This window comes from Mucilaginibacter sp. A5337 (assembly GCF_059690695.1).
In genome coordinates this window covers 49,529-71,502 of the sequence record NZ_JCAWEC010000002.1, presented here as the reverse complement: position 1 = coordinate 71,502, position 21,974 = coordinate 49,529, and the positions used below count along the sequence as shown (strand labels likewise).

12 protein-coding genes are annotated in these 21,974 nt (G+C 40.9%); 3 read left to right on the top strand and 9 right to left on the bottom strand.

From position 1 onward, the window contains the following. Positions 1 to 44 precede the first annotated feature (44 nt). The 3 genes from AC59JO_RS05455 to AC59JO_RS05445 form a co-directional block, all read right to left on the bottom strand. Complete coding sequence (locus AC59JO_RS05455) at positions 45 to 1,334, bottom strand: glycoside hydrolase family 43 protein (protein ID WP_497303928.1); 1,290 nt, start codon at positions 1,332 to 1,334, stop codon at positions 45 to 47. 25 nt (positions 1,335 to 1,359) lie between these two features. Continuing rightward, on the bottom strand, positions 1,360 to 3,183 hold the full coding sequence (locus tag AC59JO_RS05450) for a glycoside hydrolase family 35 protein (RefSeq protein ID WP_497303926.1): 1,824 nt from the start codon (positions 3,181 to 3,183) through the stop codon (positions 1,360 to 1,362). 310 nt (positions 3,184 to 3,493) lie between these two features. Beyond that, entirely contained in the window at positions 3,494 to 7,600 is a 4,107-nt protein-coding gene (locus tag AC59JO_RS05445; RefSeq protein WP_497303924.1) for a two-component regulator propeller domain-containing protein, read from the bottom strand. An 864-nt stretch (positions 7,601 to 8,464) separates the two neighbouring features. On the opposite strand from AC59JO_RS05445, the gene AC59JO_RS05440 reads away from it, so the two are divergent. After that, the gene (locus AC59JO_RS05440) at positions 8,465 to 9,937 is read left to right on the top strand and encodes an RICIN domain-containing protein (RefSeq protein ID WP_413668404.1); all 1,473 of its coding nucleotides are present in this window, start codon (positions 8,465 to 8,467) and stop codon (positions 9,935 to 9,937) included. Positions 9,938 to 10,471: 534 nt separating this feature from the next. Here the strand turns inward: AC59JO_RS05440 and AC59JO_RS05435 are convergent. The 5 genes from AC59JO_RS05435 to fbaA form a co-directional block, all read right to left on the bottom strand. Then, the gene (locus AC59JO_RS05435) at positions 10,472 to 12,025 is read right to left on the bottom strand and encodes a RagB/SusD family nutrient uptake outer membrane protein (RefSeq protein WP_413668405.1); all 1,554 of its coding nucleotides are present in this window, start codon (positions 12,023 to 12,025) and stop codon (positions 10,472 to 10,474) included. An 11-nt stretch (positions 12,026 to 12,036) separates the two neighbouring features. Further along, complete coding sequence (locus AC59JO_RS05430; RefSeq protein WP_497303921.1) at positions 12,037 to 15,180, bottom strand: SusC/RagA family TonB-linked outer membrane protein; 3,144 nt, start codon at positions 15,178 to 15,180, stop codon at positions 12,037 to 12,039. A gap of 564 nt (positions 15,181 to 15,744) precedes the next feature. Next, positions 15,745 to 16,170 carry a GNAT family N-acetyltransferase gene (locus AC59JO_RS05425; RefSeq protein WP_413668407.1) on the bottom strand — a complete coding sequence of 142 codons (426 nt, stop codon included), beginning with the start codon at positions 16,168 to 16,170 and terminating at the stop codon, positions 15,745 to 15,747. After that, positions 16,127 to 16,645: a low affinity iron permease family protein gene (locus tag AC59JO_RS05420; RefSeq protein WP_497303919.1), complete on the bottom strand. Its 519-nt coding sequence runs from the start codon at positions 16,643 to 16,645 to the stop codon at positions 16,127 to 16,129. The genes AC59JO_RS05425 and AC59JO_RS05420 overlap by 44 nt, the downstream gene beginning before the upstream one ends. A 100-nt stretch (positions 16,646 to 16,745) precedes the next feature. Next, complete coding sequence (gene fbaA, locus AC59JO_RS05415; protein WP_112571736.1) at positions 16,746 to 17,825, bottom strand: class II fructose-bisphosphate aldolase; 1,080 nt, start codon at positions 17,823 to 17,825, stop codon at positions 16,746 to 16,748. 268 nt (positions 17,826 to 18,093) lie between these two features. On the opposite strand from fbaA, the gene accD reads away from it, so the two are divergent. Together accD and htpG are read left to right on the top strand one after the other, a co-directional pair. Then, positions 18,094 to 18,939, top strand: a complete 846-nt coding sequence (gene accD / locus AC59JO_RS05410) for an acetyl-CoA carboxylase, carboxyltransferase subunit beta (RefSeq protein WP_413671167.1) — start codon at positions 18,094 to 18,096, stop codon at positions 18,937 to 18,939. Between the two features lie 359 nt (positions 18,940 to 19,298). Beyond that, on the top strand, positions 19,299 to 21,182 hold the full coding sequence (gene htpG / locus AC59JO_RS05405) for a molecular chaperone HtpG (RefSeq protein WP_413668409.1): 1,884 nt from the start codon (positions 19,299 to 19,301) through the stop codon (positions 21,180 to 21,182). A gap of 66 nt (positions 21,183 to 21,248) precedes the next feature. Here htpG and AC59JO_RS05400 read toward each other — a convergent pair whose 3' ends face one another. Beyond that, the gene (locus AC59JO_RS05400) at positions 21,249 to 21,839 is read right to left on the bottom strand and encodes a hypothetical protein (protein WP_497303916.1); all 591 of its coding nucleotides are present in this window, start codon (positions 21,837 to 21,839) and stop codon (positions 21,249 to 21,251) included. Positions 21,840 to 21,974: the final 135 nt, after the last annotated feature.

Below are 21,974 nucleotides of genomic sequence, written 5' to 3'. Positions count from 1 at the left end.
GAATAGCACAACCTCTTTTAAATTATTAAAAAATCGAGATCTACTTACGAACCTTCATATCCGGGAGCTTTAGACAGCGATACCTCCGTTGTTGATAGCTTATAAATTACCGGCTTATGCCCGATGATTGTAATGCGATATGGCACAGCACCTTTGGAGAAATCTACCTTTTTGCACGGCTTTATGGATCCCCCCGGCAGATCGACAAATAGTGGTTTAAAAAGTCTGGGGTTTGAGCCTGACGCCAACGGCATACGAACCTCCTTTTTAACCGTATCAATTACTAATTGGTCAACAGCCAACCCCTCCCCCTTAATGCTTTGAAGAACCGCGTCCACCGGCATAAACCGGCTAATCAGTTTCTTCATTTCACCTGATGTAACAGGCATAACTGTACCGTGCCGCGGCTTAAAATTCATAGATACCTCTTCATCTATAACCTTAAAGTTTTTCAGGTCGGTAGATTTTGTAAACTGGTAAAGGCCGCTGGTATACATGTCATACATCAAAATAAATCCGGTACCATCGTTCAACTTAAACGTACCCGCCCCTTCAACCGGCCGGGTAGTTTGCTGAACATATTCGTCGCTTTGAAGCTTGTAACCACTGGTTAAGCTTTTGGAAACAGCGATTTTAATGCCCGGTACACGGTCTTCTGTTTTGAAAAACAAATAATATGTATCGTCTTTTTTCTCTATGTCGCCATCAATACAAGCTGCATTATCCGGACTAAAGAATAGTTGCTTAGGTTCACCTTCAAAATCGGTAAACTCATTATTGGCATATATATAGTGTATCTTATCCGGTTGGTTACCGTATTTTAAAGAAAAGTAAACCATATATTTTTTAGCAACATCGTCGTAAATGGTTTGTGGCGCCCACACACGCAAAAGGCTATCCTGACCCGAAAAACGTTTTTGAAAGTTAATATGCGAAGATGACCAGTGGATCAAATCGTTTGACCTAAGCAGCACCAACCCACGATTGGAATTCCAGCCGTTAGCCGAAACCATGTCTGTGGCAACCATATAAAATGTTTTCCCGTCGGCGCATCGCAATATATGAGGGTCCCTGACACCACCGGTTTCGCTGATCGCCGAACTATTTACAACCGGCTCATTATGGTTTAACGCCCAATAATGATATCCATCTGTGCTGATTGCGAAGCGGATGGCTTCCTCGCTTTTTTGATTGCCGGTAAAGTATGTAAACAGGTAGCCTTTGTAGTCTAAATTAGGTTTCCGATCACTTTTTTGCGCCAAAACTGTCAATTGGCTGCTAAACGAGAAGAAAACAAATAAGGCAATATTTATCGTAATTCTTGTGTATTTCATATCAAAATAAAAAATCGTATCGTATTTATTGCAACTGGTCTAAAATAGGTTTACTCAATGCGGATATCTCTTTGTTTCCGGGCTTTAGCAGTTCAAAAATTAAAATTTCGTTTTTCCCGGTATGCAGCCACTCGCGGGGCACATATAAGGTTTGCTGAGGGCCTGTTCTCCAATACCTGCCTAAGTTGTGCCTGTTAATCCACACCACTCCTTTGCCCCAATGAGTCATATTAAGATAAGCATCCCCTAATACAGATAAGGAAAAGGTGCCCTTTTTCATAACAGGCGCATTTAAATCAAGTAAATCTATTTTTGGGGTGTAATGCCCCAATGTATTAAAAGGCAAAGGGAAATTTTGCCAGTTTTTCACTTCGTTATTCTGAAAAATCACTTTGCCCACAATGCCTTTTTTATTCTGTAATAAATATTTACCAAAATTGATGCGACCGAGGTTTTCAACCAAAATATCCAGTGTTACAGTTCCATCGGGCAGCCTGAGGCTCATACTGTCCAGCCCCGTACGGCGATCCAGGTTCCCGACCGTTTTCCCATTAATCATCACTACAGCGAAATCTCTAAGTTCTTTCACCTTTAGGACACCTGATTTTCCGCCTTCAATTTTTGTACGATATAGCATAAAACCATAATCAAGCTTCATATCCTCAAAGGTTAGCGGGCTTTCGCTGCTCTTGCCTTCAGGCTTTAAGTCGTTAAGGCCGGCTACATTTTCAAGCTCAATTTTGGGTATCGAAATGGTTGGCTTTGCCAAAGGAACAGGCGGCAAATTAGTACCAGCTGATAAATGCTTTTGAATTACATTTCTGAAGGCTACAAATTTGGGCGTGGGGTTTCCGGCTTCGTCAAGCGGCGCATCATAATCATAACTGCTGATTTGAGGTTCGAAGGGAGATTGGTCGTTATAATTGGCCCCATTCATAAAGCCTCTTGTCGTACCGCCATGAAACATGTACATATTTATAGAGATCCCGGCTGCGAGTACCGAATCCAGTTTACCGGTATATTGATCTGCCGGTACTGTATGATGTTTTGTGCCCCACCAGTCAAACCAGGCCGGGTACCATTCGGCGATATAATAAGGCCCTTTGCCATTGTGGTTTTGATTGATAAGTTCCTTTACTTTAGCCGGATCATCCAAACCATTAACTGCCGGAAGCAAACCCGGCAAATGGCCTTTTACCAGATCAGTAGCCGGATCACAGGTATATAACAACCCATCAAACCCGGCATCCTTAAACATTTTTTGATTAATGGCCAGGTACTCCTTATCAGCACCATATGATCCGTATTCATTTTCAATTTGCACCATCAGGATGTTACCACCGTGGTTTACCTGGTATGGCGACAATCTTTTGCCCAACTCTTTGATATAACTTTCGTATTCGCTTAAATACTGAGCGTTTTTACTTCTGACAATTAACCCATCTTCATTCTCCAGCCAATAGGGATAGCCACCAAACTCCCATTCGGCACATACGTAAGGACTTGGGCGCAAAATCACCCATAAACCTTCCTCCCGGGCTATTTTAATAAACTCAACGATGTCATTGTTACCCGAAAAGTCAAATTGCCCTTTCTGAGGTTCATGCAGGTTCCAAAAAACATAGGTACCTATGGTATTAAGTCCCATAGCTTTTGCCATTTTCATTCTGTCGCGCCAGGCTTCTCTTGGAATCCGGGGATAATGCAGTTCGCCGGAAATCATCTGGAAAGGCTTTCCATCTAAAAGAAAGTCTTTATCTCCTAAGGTAAATTGATGTTTAGATTGAGCTTTGGCCAGGTTACCAACACACAAAATGGCCGCTATAAAAAAAAGAGTAAATGATCTCATTAAAAAATATGTAAGTGTTATTGATTTACTAATTGGCGCATCACTGAAAATAACATGGTAGCAATTATGCTTACCTGATATTTTGGTTATTAGCTGATGTGCTAAAATGAATGTAAAATCAATTAATAAAAAGGGGGGTAACCAGCCAAATTGAAGGGACAAACCGCTAAAAACAGGCTAAAAAGTTCTTTTTCGAAGTTTTCGGCTAAGCTAAAGAAGATATCTGTATACGACGAGCAATAGATTGCCAACTGAAAAATGTTCTTTTTACATTTTCAGATGGAGGATGACCAAGCGGCTATCTATCGGTTTATTTCCTTTCGGCCCCTTGGTTAACCATGGCATTTTTGAAATTCTTTCTGAACTTTTTGATGTATTCGGAAGGTTTTAAATCAAACACCTTCTTAAACTGTTCGCGAAAATATTTGATGTCTTTTATTCCAACGGCGTAAGCGGTTTCCAATATATTTAAATCGCTGTGAACAAATAACTGCGCGGCTCTTCGCAACCTGATAGCCCTTATGAAGCTATTGGCCGGCTGCCCTGAAATCATTTTAATTTTCTTGTAGATCCCCGAATAAGACATATTTAATTCGGATGCTAAGGATTGCAGGTTAAAATCAGGATCAGTGATATGCTCTTCCACAATCCGGATACAGGAATCCAGGAATCGTTTGTATTCTATAGATATCGTGTGCGGGTTATTGTTCAGCGTAATTTCATTATAAAAATATTGCTGAAGTGTATTTCGGCTTTTAAGCAGTCCGCTAACTCTTGCTTTTAGGATATCTTTGTCAAAAGGTTTTCCGATATAATCATCTGCGCCACCTTCAATGCCCTTTAATTTAACCTCGTTTGATGCACTCGCGGTTAAAAGGATAACAGGGACATGAGAGGTGGTCATATTCTCTTTAATAGCGGCGCAAACTTCTATTCCGGTCATACCCTGCATCATTACGTCGCATATCACTATATCGGGCCATTGCTCATTAATAATTTTGATCCCATCCTCACCGTTTGGAGCTACAAGAACATTGTATTCAAGTTTAAATATCTGGCGGAGGTATTCTCTCATATCCTCGTGGTCATCGATAATTAGCAGCGTCTTGAGTTCAGACACTGATACCTCCTCACCTGGATCTTCCGTGGATATTATATCACTGGCTGTAGTTTCAGAATCTATCAGCTCCTGTAAAAACTCGGAAGTAGTTGTTGGTTGTTCTGAAATAATCTGATCTTTCAGATGTACTTTCCCTTTTTTTAAAGTGATTGTAAAGGCTGTCCCCTTTCCTGCCTCACTGTGATATTCAACGGTTCCGGCCTGACGCTCTACAAAATTTTTAACAAGGTAAAGTCCGAGCCCAAATCCACCGTTTGATGTACTGGCCAAATCAGATACCTGGTAAAACCGGCTAAAAAGCCTGTCGCCCACTTCAGATGGAATTCCGCAGCCCGTATCCTCAACAATTATTGAAACCGCCTTCTCAGATTCTTCTGCATAAATGCGAATTTTTCCGAGTTTTGGGGTGAACTTCATGGCGTTCGAAAGTAAATTAAACAGCACTATCTCTGTTTTTTCCCGGTCTATATAAACATTCAAGCAATCGCTTGATGATGCAAACTCAAGATGGATCTGTTTTCTTTTTGCTTCATGTACAAAACATAAATAAACCTCCTTACACAAATCGACTATATTAACATCATTTATTCTTAGCTGATCAGATTCTGATTCGGCCTTTTTGAAAAGAAGTAACTGATCTACCAGGCCTAATAGCCGGCGCGCGTTTCTGTAAACGATGGTTAAGTTGGAGGTATCCATCGCCTTTTTTTCATTATACAAAAGCTCCTTAATAGGATTAATGATTAACGTTAACGGCGTCCTGAACTCATGCGAAATATTGGTAAAGAAAGCAAGCTTACGTTCGCTGAGTTCCTTTTCCTTTTCGCTTTCATAATGAGCTATCTGGATTTCATATTTTAGTTTGGCCTGGCGGTCCCGGTATAAAAGATACAGATAAACTATCCCGCCAATAAATATAGCGTAAATGGTATAAGCCCACCATGTACGGTACCACGGCGGCGAAATAATGACGATCAGGGATTTAGGTATCCTGTTCCACACGCCATCATTGTTGCTTGCTAGAACTTTAAATATATAAGTTCCGGGATTAAGGTTGGTATAGGTAACCCTTCGCTGGTTACCATTAAAATTCCATTTTTCGTCAAAGCCTTCCAGCTTATACCTGTAACCGTTTTTCTCTGAATGGGTATAGTTGAGCGAAACAAATTCAATAGAAAATACATTTTGATCATAATTCAGGAAAGCGGTATCTGCTGTGCCGACCGGCCTTTTCAATGGCGAATCCGCACCAGGCTTTACAGATTTATTAAACACCTGAAAATCGGTAAAATAAACCTGCGGGATTTTATCGTTCAATTTAATTTTTGACGGATCGAAAACCACGACGCCTGAATTCCCTCCTAAATAAATCTGTCCATCTGCAGATTTGTAAATAAGCGAATGCGAAAACACGCCGTCACCCTCATCAAAATTAGTGATGGCTAACGTTTGGGGGGTAAACTTTGATACCCCGGTAGCAGAATTGATCCAAAGATTTCCCCGGTCATCTTCAACCACATTACTAAACACGTTGCTGGCAAATCCATTTTTACGTGAATAAGTAATAAAAGAATCACGTTCGGGAACGTATTTATTCAACCCATCGGCCGTGCAGATCCAGATATTCTTTTTACTATCCTCAAATACACAATGCACAATATTATTGCTCAGGCTACCTGCAATTTTATCATTATAGGTATAGTGGTGAAAAATCCCGGTTTTAGGGTCAAAACGATCAACCCCGTTTCCGCTTGTTCCAATCCACACATTGCCTTTGCCATCTTTTAAGAGATTATAAATATGGTTGCTCGCAATTGAGTTTGGATTTTTATCATCGTTATAATAATGCTTAAATTGCAGTGTTTCTTCATTGTAGATCTTTAAACCAGCATCTGTGGCGAGCCAATATTCATGCGGCCTTACTTCAAGAATATCCCTGAAAACATCTTCATTAAAGAAATTGCTCAGGGCTGAATGATGAAAGTGGTGTATAAACCTGTTGTTACTGCTGTCAAACTTATCAAACCCATTTTCGGTTGCTGCCCATAACACACCTCTGTTGTCTAAATATATTTTGCCAACCTGATTACTGCTGATACTTGACGGATCATTGGTATGCTGAAACAGCTTTTCTGTCTTTTTTATTAAATCAAACTGATAAAGCCCTTCGTTGGTTGCCAGCCACAACATATTGCCTTGCAATAACATGCTTTTTGCTTCGCGCGGTGCAATTGATAAGGGGATGAAGCGGAATTTGTATTGTGTAAAATCAACTTTTGTTAAAGCGTCTTTACCGCAAAGCCACATGATCCCCGCTCCATCATTATAAATGTAACCATCGGCAGTACTATTAACGTTGCCAATTTTTCGCCATTGGCCATTACCCTTATTTATAAAATAGAAACCGCCGTTACTTCCAACAACCAGGGTGGAGTCATTAGCCTTATCAATGCTAAAGGCCCCTATGTTGATATTATCGTGGCTTGAAAAGCGGGTGTATTGCTGATTTTGAGGATTAAAACAAAAAAGGCCGCTCCAATAGGTACCCACCCAAATGCAGCCGTCTTTTTGATCGTAAAAAAGGCTCCAAATATCGTTAGGGCTCTTCTTAAGCAGAGATTCGGTTTGCGGATAATTACTGAAATGCTTACTAACCTTATCGAATTTATTTAAGCCACCGTTCCAGTTTCCTAACCACAGGTTTTTCTTATCATCCTCAACAATTGCATTTACCGATTTGCCTTTTATGGAAAATCGATCACCCGGATTAGGTTTATAACTAATGAATGATCGCTTATTGGCCACATATTGATTAAAACCATCGTCTGTACCTATCCAGATCGTTCCTCCCCTATCGCAGAAAACAGAGAAAATCTTATTGTTACTTACCGACTCTCTGATCTTATCGCTATGATAAAACCGTTCAAATTTCTCTGTATTGGGATCCAAAACATTTAAGCCGTCCATTGTCCCAACCCATATCTTTCCGTTTTTATCTTCGGCCAGCGCACTGATAAAATTTGAACTTATACTTGATGTGTTTCCGGGAATGTTTACTAAACTTTCAAAAGTATAGCCATCAAACTTACAAAGCCCGTTATCTGTTCCTATCCACATATATCCCCGCCTGTCTTTAAGTGCCACTGTTACATTTTCGGATGGCAGCCCATCATGAGTGGTGTATGATTTTAACGCAAAATTCCTTACATCATTGGTTGAAAAGGTTTCCGGAACCTGCGCGTTCACAGCAGTTACAAACAGGAGGTCAATCAGGAAAAACAAGACAGCTTTATACATAAATCCGTTATCACTTTTAATTAGATAAATACAACACACCGTATTACCACTAACAATTTTTACAGTATAAGTTAGGCTTCACAACCTTTGCTTCGTCAGGTTATTCACTAAATATTGTACTTAATACACTTATAACCTTCGGAATAAAGACAATTCAGCAATATAAGAATGGATCTTGTTAGCTGTACTACAAGTGCCGACGAATAATCTTTTAATGTCGAAGTATTAAATTTTTGTTTGATACATTTTCCTCTTCGGATCATTAATAATCAAGCATCGTTTATTCTTCAATAAATGATCCACAATCCCCTTAAATTTTGGCAGAAGCTCTCGTCTTATCCTGAAGCATTAAGTTTATAAGGCATCCAAATGTAAATAATTATTAATTGTATTTATAACAATAATTTTAAACAAACAGCATTGATGCGCAATTTAAATCAGCTGAGAAAAAAGAGATAAAAAAGCTAAGCTATTGTGTTAAAAACCAATAAAATGCCACTTTATCCCCGCAATATTGAGGCTTTACCCCCTTTTCAGTTTCTGCTTTTTAAAAGAAATTAGGTCAACCATATAAACACGGATTTTCCATTTCCATTATTACTTACAGCCATTTTTATTGGCTAATTAAATTACTGACCGTTACATCCGGCAGTAATTGAGGGTTAGTTATTGGCCAGGGAAAATCTGATTTTTTTCAAGACATCTACCATGAGAATATTTGAACTGTGTCTGAATATGCATTCGGTTAGTTTACAGCTAACCGATATAATCCCCTTCGTGTTAAAACAGGGAAGAGCTCCGCCGTATTTAAAATCAAAACTGATTGACCAAAAGAAGTAATTATTTAACACCTAATATAAACACATGAGAAAAAATTTAACTACCGGGGCACTGAGCTGCCTGTTAGCCCTGGCGATGGGCTGTTCTAAAAATTCTATTCAAAAAAGCGCCGACCTGTCGGGCCAAAAGTTTGGAAAACAATCATTTGCCCTTTCAACTACCAACACAAACGGTTTCAGGGGTATTAACTGGGCCGACCCCAATGGAAACGAGGGTGACGGAAGGGTTGTGCTGCCCAGCGGTATGACGACATCGCTTACTGCAACACAAGCCGCTACTTTGGCAACCAATATATCCAGTGCTGTTAAAACAAGTGGTGGTACCACTATCAGGATGCCAATAAACCCCTGGACCGCCTCAAACTCAACTTATTGGCCGGTTTACCAGGCTGCAATTAACGCAGTTGTGGCCAATGGCTGCAAAGTAATACTTTGTTACTGGCCGGTTGGTGTTCACCACGTGCCTGATACTGCACAATGGCATACCATGTGGACAACGGTAAACAATGTATATAAAAACAACACATCCGTGTTATATGAACCTATCAACGAGCCTGTTGATTATTCAAGTACCGATTTGAATAACCTATATGCAGGCTTTTTAACCACTTACAGCCCGGCCGATGGGAAATGTATTTTTGATGGTACCGGTTATGCCGCCGACGTAACTGCTGTTGGTGCCGATTCAAGGTTAGCCAACCAATATCTTGGTTTACACTGCTACTGGTGGTTCTGGGGTTCATACAACGTTTGGTCAAGCTATTACAATATCATGTCGGCCCGTACAGGCTCATACGCCTCACGTACCATAGTTACCGAGGTTGGTATCGAAACATTCAGGAACATGAGTTTCTGGTGGCAATGGGATACCGGTGTATATGTTGACCAGGCTTTCCTGACCGGATCACTGGCTTATGCCAAAGACAACTCGATGGGAACAATAGCCTGGTCGGGTGTTAATGATATTGATACCTATCGCTGGTATACGGCAAACAATAACCTTACCGAGGTTAGCCCTGGTACGGCAAATATGTTCAGGTGGTCATGGCAACTTTCTGCTTCGCCGGTTTGGATAGGCCCTATTGCCGACGGCCGGTATAAGCTTCAAAACCGCGCATCGGGCCTCATGCTTGACAACCTGGGTAGCACAACCGATGGCGCAGCTGTAGCTCAATGGGCATCAGGAACAAGCAACAACCAAAAATGGAATATAAGCTATACTGCCGGTTACTACACCTTAAGCTGCGTAACTGGTAAAGAATGTCTTGACGTGGGCACCAATACCACCGACGGATCAAATGTTTTGCAATATGTAGTAGGCACAAGTACAAACCAACGCTGGTCGCTCGTTTCAACCGGAGATGGTTATTACAGGGTAATTAACCTTACCACAGGTAAATGCCTTGATACCGGAGGTTTAACTGCCAATGGATCAGCTGTACAGCAATGGTACCAGGGTTCAAGTTACAATCAGCAATGGAAGCTTATTGCTCAATAAAAACACTACGTTAATTGCCGTAAATAAGCAGTTAACTTTAGTTTGCCCCTTAAAAACAACAAAAAATGCTGTCTCAAAATGACAGCATTTTTTGTTGTTTTATAACGTGTGGACATCTCTTTAATGATTTTATTATTAATAGCAATGCGACGTCATTTCGAACGAACCAGCCGAGGTTGCGTTGAGGGGTGAGGGGAAATCTTCTACGCCTTGTTATTAACCGCAATGATCTGCACACTGTATAAGATTTCACATCATTCCTTTCCATTCCCGCCCCTCAAAGGTTCGAAATGACATTTTCTTTTAGTTGAAAAAGGTTTGTAAACACGATAGCGGGGATACAATATCATCGGAGTACATATTTTATAGAAAAAACACATTCTCTAATATTTCGCGAATAGTAACGAGCCTCTCGATTGTAAACAAAAGAGATACAGAATTAAAACAAAGCCCCCGATAGACAAACGCTACCGAGGGCTTTATTGTTAAAACAAATAGGCAGTTACATCAATTAACTATGTAACGCCAGGCATCTTAATATCCAGGATTGTTAGGCAACAATTTATTATTAATATCGATATCAGCCTGAGGTACCGGCCATAACCATCCTTTACCTGCGTCGAATGTTCTGGTATCTAACTTAACCTGGCTAAATTTCCAGGTAGAAGAGCTTGCCGGGTTGCTCAACAATGATTTGTCGTAACCATATACGTCATGAACCAGCGACTGATCCTTCCAGCGTAACATATCGGCGTATCTGGTACCTTCCATAAAAAACTCCACCCTGCGCTCGTGGCGTAAAACGGCACGTAATTGCGTCTGGCTTAAGCCGGAACCTTCTACCGCTTCAACCGTTGGCATACCTACCCTCCCGCGTACCTGGTCAATAAGCGTATAGATCTCTGCCGCAGTGCTACCGGATTCAATTAATGCCTCGGCACGCATCAGCAATACATCGGCATAACGCATTAAAATGGTATTGAGCGAGCAATTATTAGGGTCGGCAATGCCAATTGCTGCATATTTGCGGGGCCGTGCGCCCGACGGCACCACATCATTAGCAGGGATATAAGTGGTTGAACCCCACTGAGAGCCCGGTAACACAACTGAAGCAGCCAACCTTGGATCGCGATTAACATAAGGGGTTTGCGCATTGTATCCTGAAGCCGAATTAGTGATCGGCAAGCCGTTGGTCATGTAGTATGAATTGATCAGATCGGCAGTAACATTTGGTGTTGGCCAAACGCTTAAAGATAGCGCAGATGACGGCCAGGGTTGCGGCTGCGTGGTTGGTATATATTGGATATCAAAAATCACCTCGCTATTGTCTTCATTCGCTTCGTCAAACAACAAACCATAATTAGAATATAAACTGTAAGCTTTAAGATTGATCACATCCTGCGCTGCCTGTGCCGCATCGGCCCACTTTTCATTATACAAAAGCACTTTTGCTTTATAGGCCAGGGCCGCCCCTTTGGTTGCACGGCCAACATCAGAACCAGAATAAGAAGTTGGCAGTGCAGCAGCAGCATCTGTTAGGTCAGTTACGATCTGCGTCAGCACGGTAGCTTTGGCCGTTCTGGAAACATAGGCTTCCGAAAGCGATTGAACTTTGGTAATTAAAGGCACATCTCCAAAATAGGAGATTAGATCGGCATAGGCATAACCACGTAAAAACTTCGCTTCTGCCGCCATCTGGCTTTTTACAGTAGCATCGATATCTGCTGCGGCAACATCCTGCAAAAACTCGTTGGCTCTTGAAATGATGGTATAATCCTGTGTCCATTTGGCATAAGGGGCCCAACTGTTGGTTGTTGTTTGCCAGGCTCCAACTTCTTTTGAGCCCTGCCATGCATCCTGGCAATAAGCATTGTCCGACTCAAATTCAAACTGAAAAAAATGAGCAGGTGTTGCATTGGGCTGTATCGCATTGTAAATGCCAACCAGTGCCATTTTTACCTGGGTTTCGTTTTGGTAGAACGTTGATGGAGACAGACGGTCTTTAGGCGTCTTGTCCAAAAGGTCTTTTTTGCAGCCTGCAAGATTAATAACAGCTAATACGATTAAGACTTTATATATAGTTTTCATGATTTTATCATTTAGAAATTAACATTTACGCCTGCGGTCATCACACGAACCTGCGGATATGCTTCGGCCCTTGTTTGATCTGTGGTTTGTTCCGGGTCGAATCCTTTGAATTTGGTAAACGTGAAAGCGTTTTGCACGTTCGCATAGATCCTGAGCGAGCTTAAGCCAATTTTCTTAATAGCAGCAGGGCTTAAAGTGTATCCCAGTTCAATATTTTTAATCCTCAGATAGGATGCATTTTCCACATAGAAGGAAGAGTGAATATTGTTTCTTACACCATCCAATGTAAGGCGCGGATAAGTATTAGATGGATTTTGCGGCGTCCACCTGTTTAACCACCATGTACCAAGGTTGGCAAAGCCGCTAAAAGGCGAAGCTATTTCATAATAGGTATAACCCTGCATGCCTTGTACGCCCTGCAAAAATGCGCCCAGGTCAAAACCTTTCCAGGCCACATTAAAGTTGAAAGCATAAGTCACGCTTGGAAACTGCTTTCCGATGATTTTGCGGTCATGAGTTTGGTCAACTATGCCATCGCCATTAAGGTCGGCATATTTGATATCTCCGGGTTGCGCGTTGTAATCGCTTACTTTAACTACACCAGGTTTAAGGGTATAAGTACGGTTGGCATAAGGGATGGATGCATCACTGTTGTTTTGCCATGTAAAATCAGAAATCTGATAAATACCTGTCATTTGATAACCGTAGAATGAATTTATAGCAGAACCAACAACAATAGCTTTTGGAGAAGTAAACTGCTGAGGCACATTCATAGCAAGGATCTTGTTGACAATGTGCGATACATTCAACGAAGTCCTTAGCTTAATACCATTATCAAACGCCTTTCTATACGAGATTCCGAGTTCAAAACCCTTGTTTTGCACCTCACCTGCATTTGCCGTTGGCGCCGATTGGGCTATTGTTAACGGAATCGGCTGCGTTAACAGCAGGTTCTTAGTCCTTTTATCAAAATAATCGGCAGTAATTTCAATGTTATTATGCAAAGAGATGTCGAGACCCAAATCAAGCTGTTGAGCTGTTTCCCATGTCAAATCTTTGTTAGTCATTGCTGTAATGGCAACACCAGAGTAAAGGGTTCCGCCAAATGAATAGTTTTGGCCTGAGCTCAGGATATCACTACCATTATAGTAATTACTGATATTTTGATTACCCAAACGCCCCCATGAAGCACGAACCTTTGCAAAGTCAAGCCAGGTCAGACCTTTCATGAAATTTTCCTTCGACAATACCCAGGCTGCTGAGAATGATGGAAATGTACCCCATTGCCTCCCTTGTGCAAACCTGGAAGAACCATCTCTCCTGATATTGGCCTCAAATAAATATTTATCGTCAAAAGCATAACTGAAACGACCAAAAAGCGAGCGGAGGCCAAGATCATAGCTACCTGCATTATTAGTTTGTGTAGCTGCGTCGCCAAGGTTCAATACGCGTTGTGAATTGTTTACAAAATTTGCACGATAGCCGCTTTGCCAGTCATAGGTAAACTCCTCTTCGCTATAACCACCTAATAAATTGAATGAATGATGATTGATCGTCTTATTGTATTTCAACAAACCGGTAAGCAAAGAGTGACCATCAATTTCGCTTGTGGTGGTTAAATTGGAAGCTAATTGCGTAGACGTTCCGTTTTGGTTTTGCAAAGTTACGTTAGCATGAAAAGCATTGCCATTGGTAGAGGTAACATTGTAACCGTAAGTAAGCTGCGCACTTAAGCCGGGTAAAATTTTATATTCCGCTTCGGCCTGGCCACTAAAATTATAGCGTTTTGTAAGGTTAGTGCTGCCTTCTTTAATTTCCCCGTAATAGTTGCGTTCGCCATTAACAGAAACCCAGTTACCGTTGGCATCTTTAAGTGGATGTATTGGTGCAAGTGTTGCGTACCATTCGGCATTCCAAAGATCGGTCGGTTCATTTTTTATCCCTACGTTGCCGGATATATTGCCGGAAACACGAAGTTTTTTATCTTTCAGGTGATAGCTGTCAAGATTAAGACGGAAGTCTGTTTTCTTATAATTAGTCGCAACCAAAATACCGTCCTGGTCCAAATGGCCCAGCATAAAGGAATAGTTTACGTTGTCGCTTCCCCCGGTTGCGCTTACACGGTGATTTTGCATGTAAGCATTACCATAGTATACATCAAAATAATTGATATCCGGGTACATGGGGTTGTTGTGGGCAGCGTACTTTTGAATGGTTGAATCGGCATATAACGGAGCCGAACCTGTATTTACAGCCGCTTCATTGTAAAGCGTTGTATATTGAACAGAATTTAACACCTTGGGCAACCTTGTAGGGCTCTGGATACCAGCATATCCGCTATAGTTAACCTTAACTTTGCCTGCTGATCCACGTTTGGTGGTAATTAATATAACACCATTTGCAGCGCGGCTACCATAGATGGCAGATGATGCAGCATCCTTCAGTACTGAAATTGACTGAACATCATTGGGATTTACGTCTCCAATGGTTCCAGGAAAACCGTCAACCAAAACTAAAGGGGAATTATCTCCAAATGTTCCTACGCCGCGGATGTCTATTACAGTATTGTCATCTCCCGGCTTACCCGAGCTTTGCAGCGCAAACACACCAGAAACAGTACCCTGCAATGCCTGGCTGGTATTGGTTAAAGGCCGGCTTTCCAGGTCCTGCGTATTTACGATACCTACAGATCCTGTCAGATTTTCTTTTTTCTGCGTTCCGTAACCTACGACCACCACATCGCTCAGGGTTTTCATTGATGGTTTAAGTTTTATAGCAATATCAGTTTTCCCGTTAACTGCAATTTCAACTTTTTCATAGGAGATATAAGTTACAACGAGCACAGTATTTTCGGGCACATTACTAAGCTGAAAGTTGCCTTTTACGTCGGTTAGGGCACCTTTATTGGTTCCCTTTACACTGATAGACACCCCTACCAGCGGCAGATCATTAGTGGCATCTACAACAGAACCTTTTACAGTAATTGCAGCCTTATCTGCAGCAGTGTGAGCAATTATCGGCTTGTTGTGGTGAGTTACCAAATTCGGGGCTGATGCGTTAGCACCTATTGGCAGTATCAATAGTGCCAAAGCATTAAATGTGGTGCGGAAACCCCTGGAATACAAATAATTTGAAATAAGTAATTTTCGTTTCATAATTGGGTTATAAATAATTTAAATTGTTGGGTTGGATTGGCGGGGCAATAAGTATGTCAACGCAACCAGCAATAGGCCGCCAACAACCGAAAAGCATAACTTTCACAGTTGCCAAAATCAACCATAACATACAATTGCCCGGAGCCAGGCATATGACCTGGCATTTTGTGGAGTGTTTTTGATTAAGATGCCCGCGGTTTCCCTTTCTCTGGAGCATACGCTACTTTCAGAATTTGTCTCATGTTGGTTTTATTAAAAGAATAATTGGTTAACACGATGATCATTTCGACGCGACCAATCGTGAAGGCAAAGTCTTTTAAAAACACAGAAAACAAAAGGGGCTAAACAGCAAAAAAGGGGGGACAAAGAGGCAATATCAGGTCACGAAACCAATATCGATGATCTCTGATTAAAAGAACATGCAAAAAAGTAACGTATTTCTAAATCAAGGACGTGGTAATAGGCACAGTTGGCACCGTACCTCGGTGCAGGATTTCCAGATAATATAGGAAGATAAAACATTTTCAAGCCGATATCCTGCAGAGAAAAATCGGCCAAAGCTATTTACTGCTTAACCATTTTATAGTGTTTAATCCCGGCTTCTTCAAACTCAGGCCCGGATGCTTCAAAACCTAGTTTTGAATAAAACGGCACCGCGTGTGTTTGTGAGTTGAGATAAACGTAATTGGCGTCAGCGGGTAAATCGGCCAATACAGCTTTTACCAGTTCGGCTCCGATACCAAATCCCCTGAAAGCTTTTAACACGGCAAAACGCTCAAGTTTGTATCCGTTATCTGTTTTACGCCAGCGGCATGCACCGGCTGGTTCGCCATCAACAGTAGCCAAAAAATGATGAGATACATCTTCATGTTCATACTCCAGCTCTGGCGGGCAGTTTTGTTCAATAACAAATACTTCGTGCCTTATAGCGTGCACCTTATCAAGATCAGTTTGTTCCGTTGCTTTTTTTACTGTGATTTTTGCGGGCATTGATATAATGCGGTTTTGTTTTGAAATTATTAAGCTTGGTAGTATGGTTTTCCCTTGCGGCATCTATGGAGTGCGTACAGGTGATATCGTCTTCTTCCTCCGCAAGCCCGGCAAGTTCTACATAAAACTTATGCAGTTGATCGAGTTCCTTTTCAGTGATATCTTCAATATCAACCATGCGGTTACTTGCTCCCTGGTGTGATGCAAGGAGCTCGTTCAGTTTCAAATGTATCGCTTTTGAATCTTTGTTTTGCGATTTCTGGATCAAAAAAACCATCAAAAAAGTAACTACAGTAGTACCCGTATTGATGACCAGCTGCCAGGTATCCGAATAATGAAATAACGGACCTGTTATCCCCCAAACAACAATAACACCACAAGCTGTAATAAATGCGCCTGAGCTTCCGGTAGCTATGGTAGCCCAATTGGCGAAACGTTCAAATAAATTCTTTTTCTTACTATTAATTTTAACCATGGTAGCAGACTTTTATTTTTATGGGGATGTACGCTGCCTGTAAATAACAAAGCGCCTGTACAACAAATGTACAGGCGCTTTTGTTAGTTTTTGATGAATATTATAATTTGCTGTATACGTCGATACAGTTAAGGTCTTCGAAAGCTACAGAAAGCCTTTTTACAAAGTTTTCTTCGCCTTTACGTAACCAAACGCGCGGATCGTAGTATTTTTTGTTTGGAGAATCCTCACCATCCGGGCTGCCGATCTGGCTTTGCAGGTATCCTTCTTTTGATTTGTAGTAATCTTTAATACCTTCCCAGTATGCCCATTGCATATCGGTATCAATATTCATTTTGATAGCACCGTATGAAATAGCCTCGCGGATTTCTTCCTGGCTTGAACCAGAACCACCGTGGAATACAAAGTTGATAGGTTTTTCGGCAGTTAAACCAAATTTTTGTTTAACATACTCCTGTGAGTTATGCAAAATAACCGGTTGTAACTTAACGTTACCTGGTTTGTAAACACCATGTACGTTACCAAAAGCAGCAGCTACGGTAAAACGAGGGCTTACTTTTGAAAGGTGCTCGTATGAGTAAGAAACCTCTTCTGGTTGAGTATACAAACGAGAGCTGTCAACGTCAGAGTTGTCAACACCATCTTCCTCGCCACCGGTAACACCTAATTCAATTTCAAGAGTCATACCCATTTTAGCCATACGCTCAAGGTATTTAGCCGAAATTTCGATATTCTCTTCAATAGGCTCTTCCGAAAGGTCAAGCATGTGTGATGAGAACAAAGGTTTGCCTGTTTCAGCAAAAAATTTCTCGCCATGATCTAACAAGCCATCAATCCAGGGTAATAATTTCTTAGCGGCATGGTCTGTATGCAAAATAACTGCTACGCCATAATGCTCTGCCAAAAGGTGAACGTGCTTTGCAGCAGATACACCACCTAAAATACAAGCCTGAAGTTTTGAATTATCCAATGATTTGCCGGCGTAAAACTGTGCACCGCCATTTGACAGCTGAATAATAACCGGAGAGTTAACAGCTTTAGCTGTTTCCATAACAGCATTGATAGTGTTAGTACCAATAACGTTTACTGCCGGTAAAGCAAACTGATGCTTTTTTGCTGCTTCAAATAGTTCCTGCACCTGATCGCCGTGCAGAACACCTCTATAATTTTTTAAATCCATTAGCGTTTATTTGGGGCTCGAAGTTATAAAATTTATTGAAATCGGTTAAGTAATCTTAAAAGTATATTAAAACGGTAGTAAAAATAGGCTTAATTTGAAAATATGATATAATTCATTAATAATCCAATCCTTTTATTACGAAAATAGCATTTAAAAAGTATTTTAAATTTCGGCAAACAATTTACCCTACCATAACTTTTTATATCCGGCACTACATGTTTAATATTTTTTGTTTCTTTGTACCCAATTGAAAGAGTTAGACACAGATATGGCATGGTTTAAACGAGAGTTGAAAGGGATAATTACGACTACTGAGGAAAAGAAGGAAGCCCCCGATGGCATCTGGAATAAATGCCCTAATTGTAAGAAACCTTTACACTATTCAGAACAGGTAGAAAATCAATATGTGTGCCATTACTGTGGCTTCCACCTGCGCATAGGTTCAAAAGAATATTTTTCGGTACTATTTGATAATAACGAGTTTACAGAACTTTTCCCGGAGCTTACTTCTGGCGATCCGCTACATTTTGAGGACACCAAAAAGTACACCGACAGGCTTAAAGAAACTCAAAAGAAAACTGGTTTAAATGATGCGATCAGAGCCGGCGTAGGTAAAATTGACGGTCAGGACCTGGTAATTGCCTGTATGGATTTTAACTTCATTGGCGGCTCAATGGGATCGGTTGTTGGTGAAAAGATAGCACGTTCTATTGATTACAGTATCGAGCATAAGGTTCCATTTCTGATGATCTCAAAATCGGGTGGTGCACGTATGATGGAAGCCGCGTTTTCATTAATGCAAATGGCTAAAACATCGGCTAAACTGGCTTTACTGGCCCAGGCAAAAGTTCCGTATATTTCTTTACTTACCGACCCAACTACAGGTGGCGTAACTGCGTCATATGCTATGTTAGGCGATATCAATATTGCCGAACCAGGTGCGCTGATAGGCTTTGCAGGCCCGAGGGTAATTAAAGAAACCATCAAAAAAGACCTCCCTAAAGGTTTCCAAACCGCCGAATTTGTGCAGGAACACGGTTTCCTTGACTTTATCGTTGACAGAAGAGAAATGAAAGAGAAATTAGCGTCATTTATTAAGATGATGGCTAATTAACGATATAATCAATCTTATATGGCAAGGGATAAACTTAAATGTTTATCCCTTATTTTTTGTATCAGTTTTTTTTAAAATTGATGTCATTTCGATTGAGCGTGGAATGGCCAGGGCGGGGTGCCAAAGAGAAATCTTATACGCTATGTAAATCCGCTTTGCATGGCGTAGAAGATTTCTCCTCACCCCGGCACACAATCCCTTGGCCGGTTCGTTGGGAATGACATTTTTCTTTGCTCGCAATAGATTAAATAAGCGCCTCTTTCAATCCTCCTGCCATTTTGACAATACATCAACAATTGGAACATACATTGATGATGCAATTCCGACAAACATTAAATCAATCCTATTAAAATATAGTTATGCAAGAAAAAGGCAGCATTTCGATCCACACCGAGAACATTTTCCCGATCATTAAGAAGTTCTTATACTCTGATAATGAGATATTTTTGCGCGAGCTGGTATCAAACGCGGTAGATGCTACCCAAAAAATCAAACGTTTGGCTTCATTAGGCCAATACACCGGCGAACTTGGCGACCTGCGCGTTGAGGTTGCTTTTGATGCCGACAAAAAGACAATCACCATTAGCGATAATGGTATCGGTATGACCGCCGAGGAGATCAAAAAATACATCAACCAGATCGCTTTCTCAGGTGCTACCGAATTCATGGAGAAATTTAAGGAAGCCAAGGATGCCAACGAGATCATCGGTCGCTTTGGTTTAGGTTTTTATTCGGCTTTCATGGTAGCAGATAAGGTAGAGATCCAAACCCTGTCATACCAGGAAGGTGCAGAACCTGCGTTCTGGGTATGCGACGGCAGCACGGAATTTGAAATTGGCGACGGTATTTTAGAAGAACGCGGTACTGAGATCACCCTGTATATTAATGATGAATCGGCCGAGTTTTTAAGCCAGTACAAACTACAGGAGATCCTTGATAAATACTGTAAGTTTTTACCTGTGCCTATTAAATTCGGCACCAAAACCGAATCTGTTGAAGATGGTGTTGATGAGGAAGGCAAACCAAAATATACTTCGGTTGAAGTTGATAATATCATCAACACCACCAACCCTATCTGGACAAAAGCACCATCTGAATTAAAAGACGAGGATTATCTCGACTTTTACAAACAGCTTTATCCATTCAGCGAAGATCCATTATTCTGGATCCACCTTAATGTTGATTATCCTTTCAACCTTACCGGTGTGCTGTACTTCCCTAAGCTGAAGAATGATTTTGAATTCCAGAAAAACAAGATCAAATTATTCAGCCGCCAGGTATTTATTACCGATGAGGTAAAAGACATTGTTCCTGAATTTTTAATGCTGTTACATGGCGTTATCGATTCACCGGATATCCCGCTTAACGTATCACGCAGCTTTTTACAGGCTGATAGCAACGTTAAAAAGATCAACAGCTATATCACTAAAAAAGTAGCTGATAAATTGTCAGACCTCTTCAAAGCCGACCGTAAAGCATACGAAGAAAAATGGACAGACATTGGCCTGTTTGTTAAATACGGTATGGTGAGCGAAGACAAGTTTTATGACAAAGCCAAAGACTTTGTTTTGGTTAGCAATACCGAAAAACAAAACTTTACGCTTGCTGAATACAAAGACAAAGTTGAAGCCAATCAAACAGATAAGGACGGTCAGCTGGTTTATATCTATACTAATGATCCGGCAAAACAGGATTCGTTTATCCAGTCGGCAAATAAAAAAGGTTATGATGTATTGGTGATGAACTCTCCTATTGATAATCACTTCATCAGCCAGTTGGAGCAGAAATTAGAGAAAACATCCTTAAAACGCGTTGACGCTGATGTAGCCGATAAGCTGATCAAAAAAGACGACGCCCCTGAAACTGTATTGACCGAAGAACAAACAACCAAGGTAAAAGGCATTTTTGATAAAGCCATCAACAAACCCGCATACAGTGTTCAAATTGAAAGCCTAAACCCCGATGAGTTACCGGTTACCGTAACTATGGACGAGTTTATGCGCCGTATGAAAGATATGGCTGCTATGGGCGGTGGTATGAGTTTCTACGGCAACATGCCTGATAACTACAAAGTAATTGTGAATGGCAACCACAAACTGGTAAGCCGCATTTTACAGGAAGAAGATGAAAGTGTACAAGCCCAGCTTTCAAAGCAGGCTTTTGATCTGGCCCTGTTATCGCAAGGTTTATTGACTGGTGCTGATTTAACTGAATTTGTTAAACGCAGCGTGAGTTTGATATAATACTTTGTTTTATAAATAGCAATTCCATTATTGTTGAGGCCATCTGTTTTTCAGATGGCCTTTCTTTTATCTTGAAAGTATTTCCGCCAAACTTTCTTTGAGCGGAATAATTTCAAAAGGGTCATGTGTTATTTTACAGATCAGACCATTGCTTTCAATTCCGATAAAATCGCCATCTTCCAGGTCACGAACATGATAAAAAATCCTTTCCTTTAGATTAACCTCGTAAATATCATCCGGGTTTATTAGCTTAATTTCGTCCTCATCTAATATTTCCTTAAGATTTTGATAATCTCTTCGATAATCATCAGGATCATATCGCCTGACGTAAGAAGCTACATCGGCACTGGTTACATCAATCATATTGCCAGCCAATCCTTTTATACTATAACCTGTAATAACCTCTTCGCTAACAAATATGGTATAATCAAACCAGTTGTCCCCATTTATATCCTGTACCTTTATATTTGAAATTTCATAATCTCTTTCGCCCCTACGCCTAAATTCATTGCACTCATCTGAATAAGAGAACGAAACGAAATCAGGATAAGAATCGCTATAGCCAACAAGCGCTGACGTAAATAGATCTGCCTCTATCTGATCATTAAGTTGCTCGAAGTCTGCAGGTAGCTTTTCAATCGTTTTATAGATAAGCACCAATTCCCAATCCTGTACAGGGCGCTTTGATTTTTTCTGTTGAACAGCCGGAACATAATTTTTCCAATATCTTTTTAGTGCTTAAATCTACTGAATTACCGCTGGGCTTTTATTTAAAAGATTGCTTAAATTTGA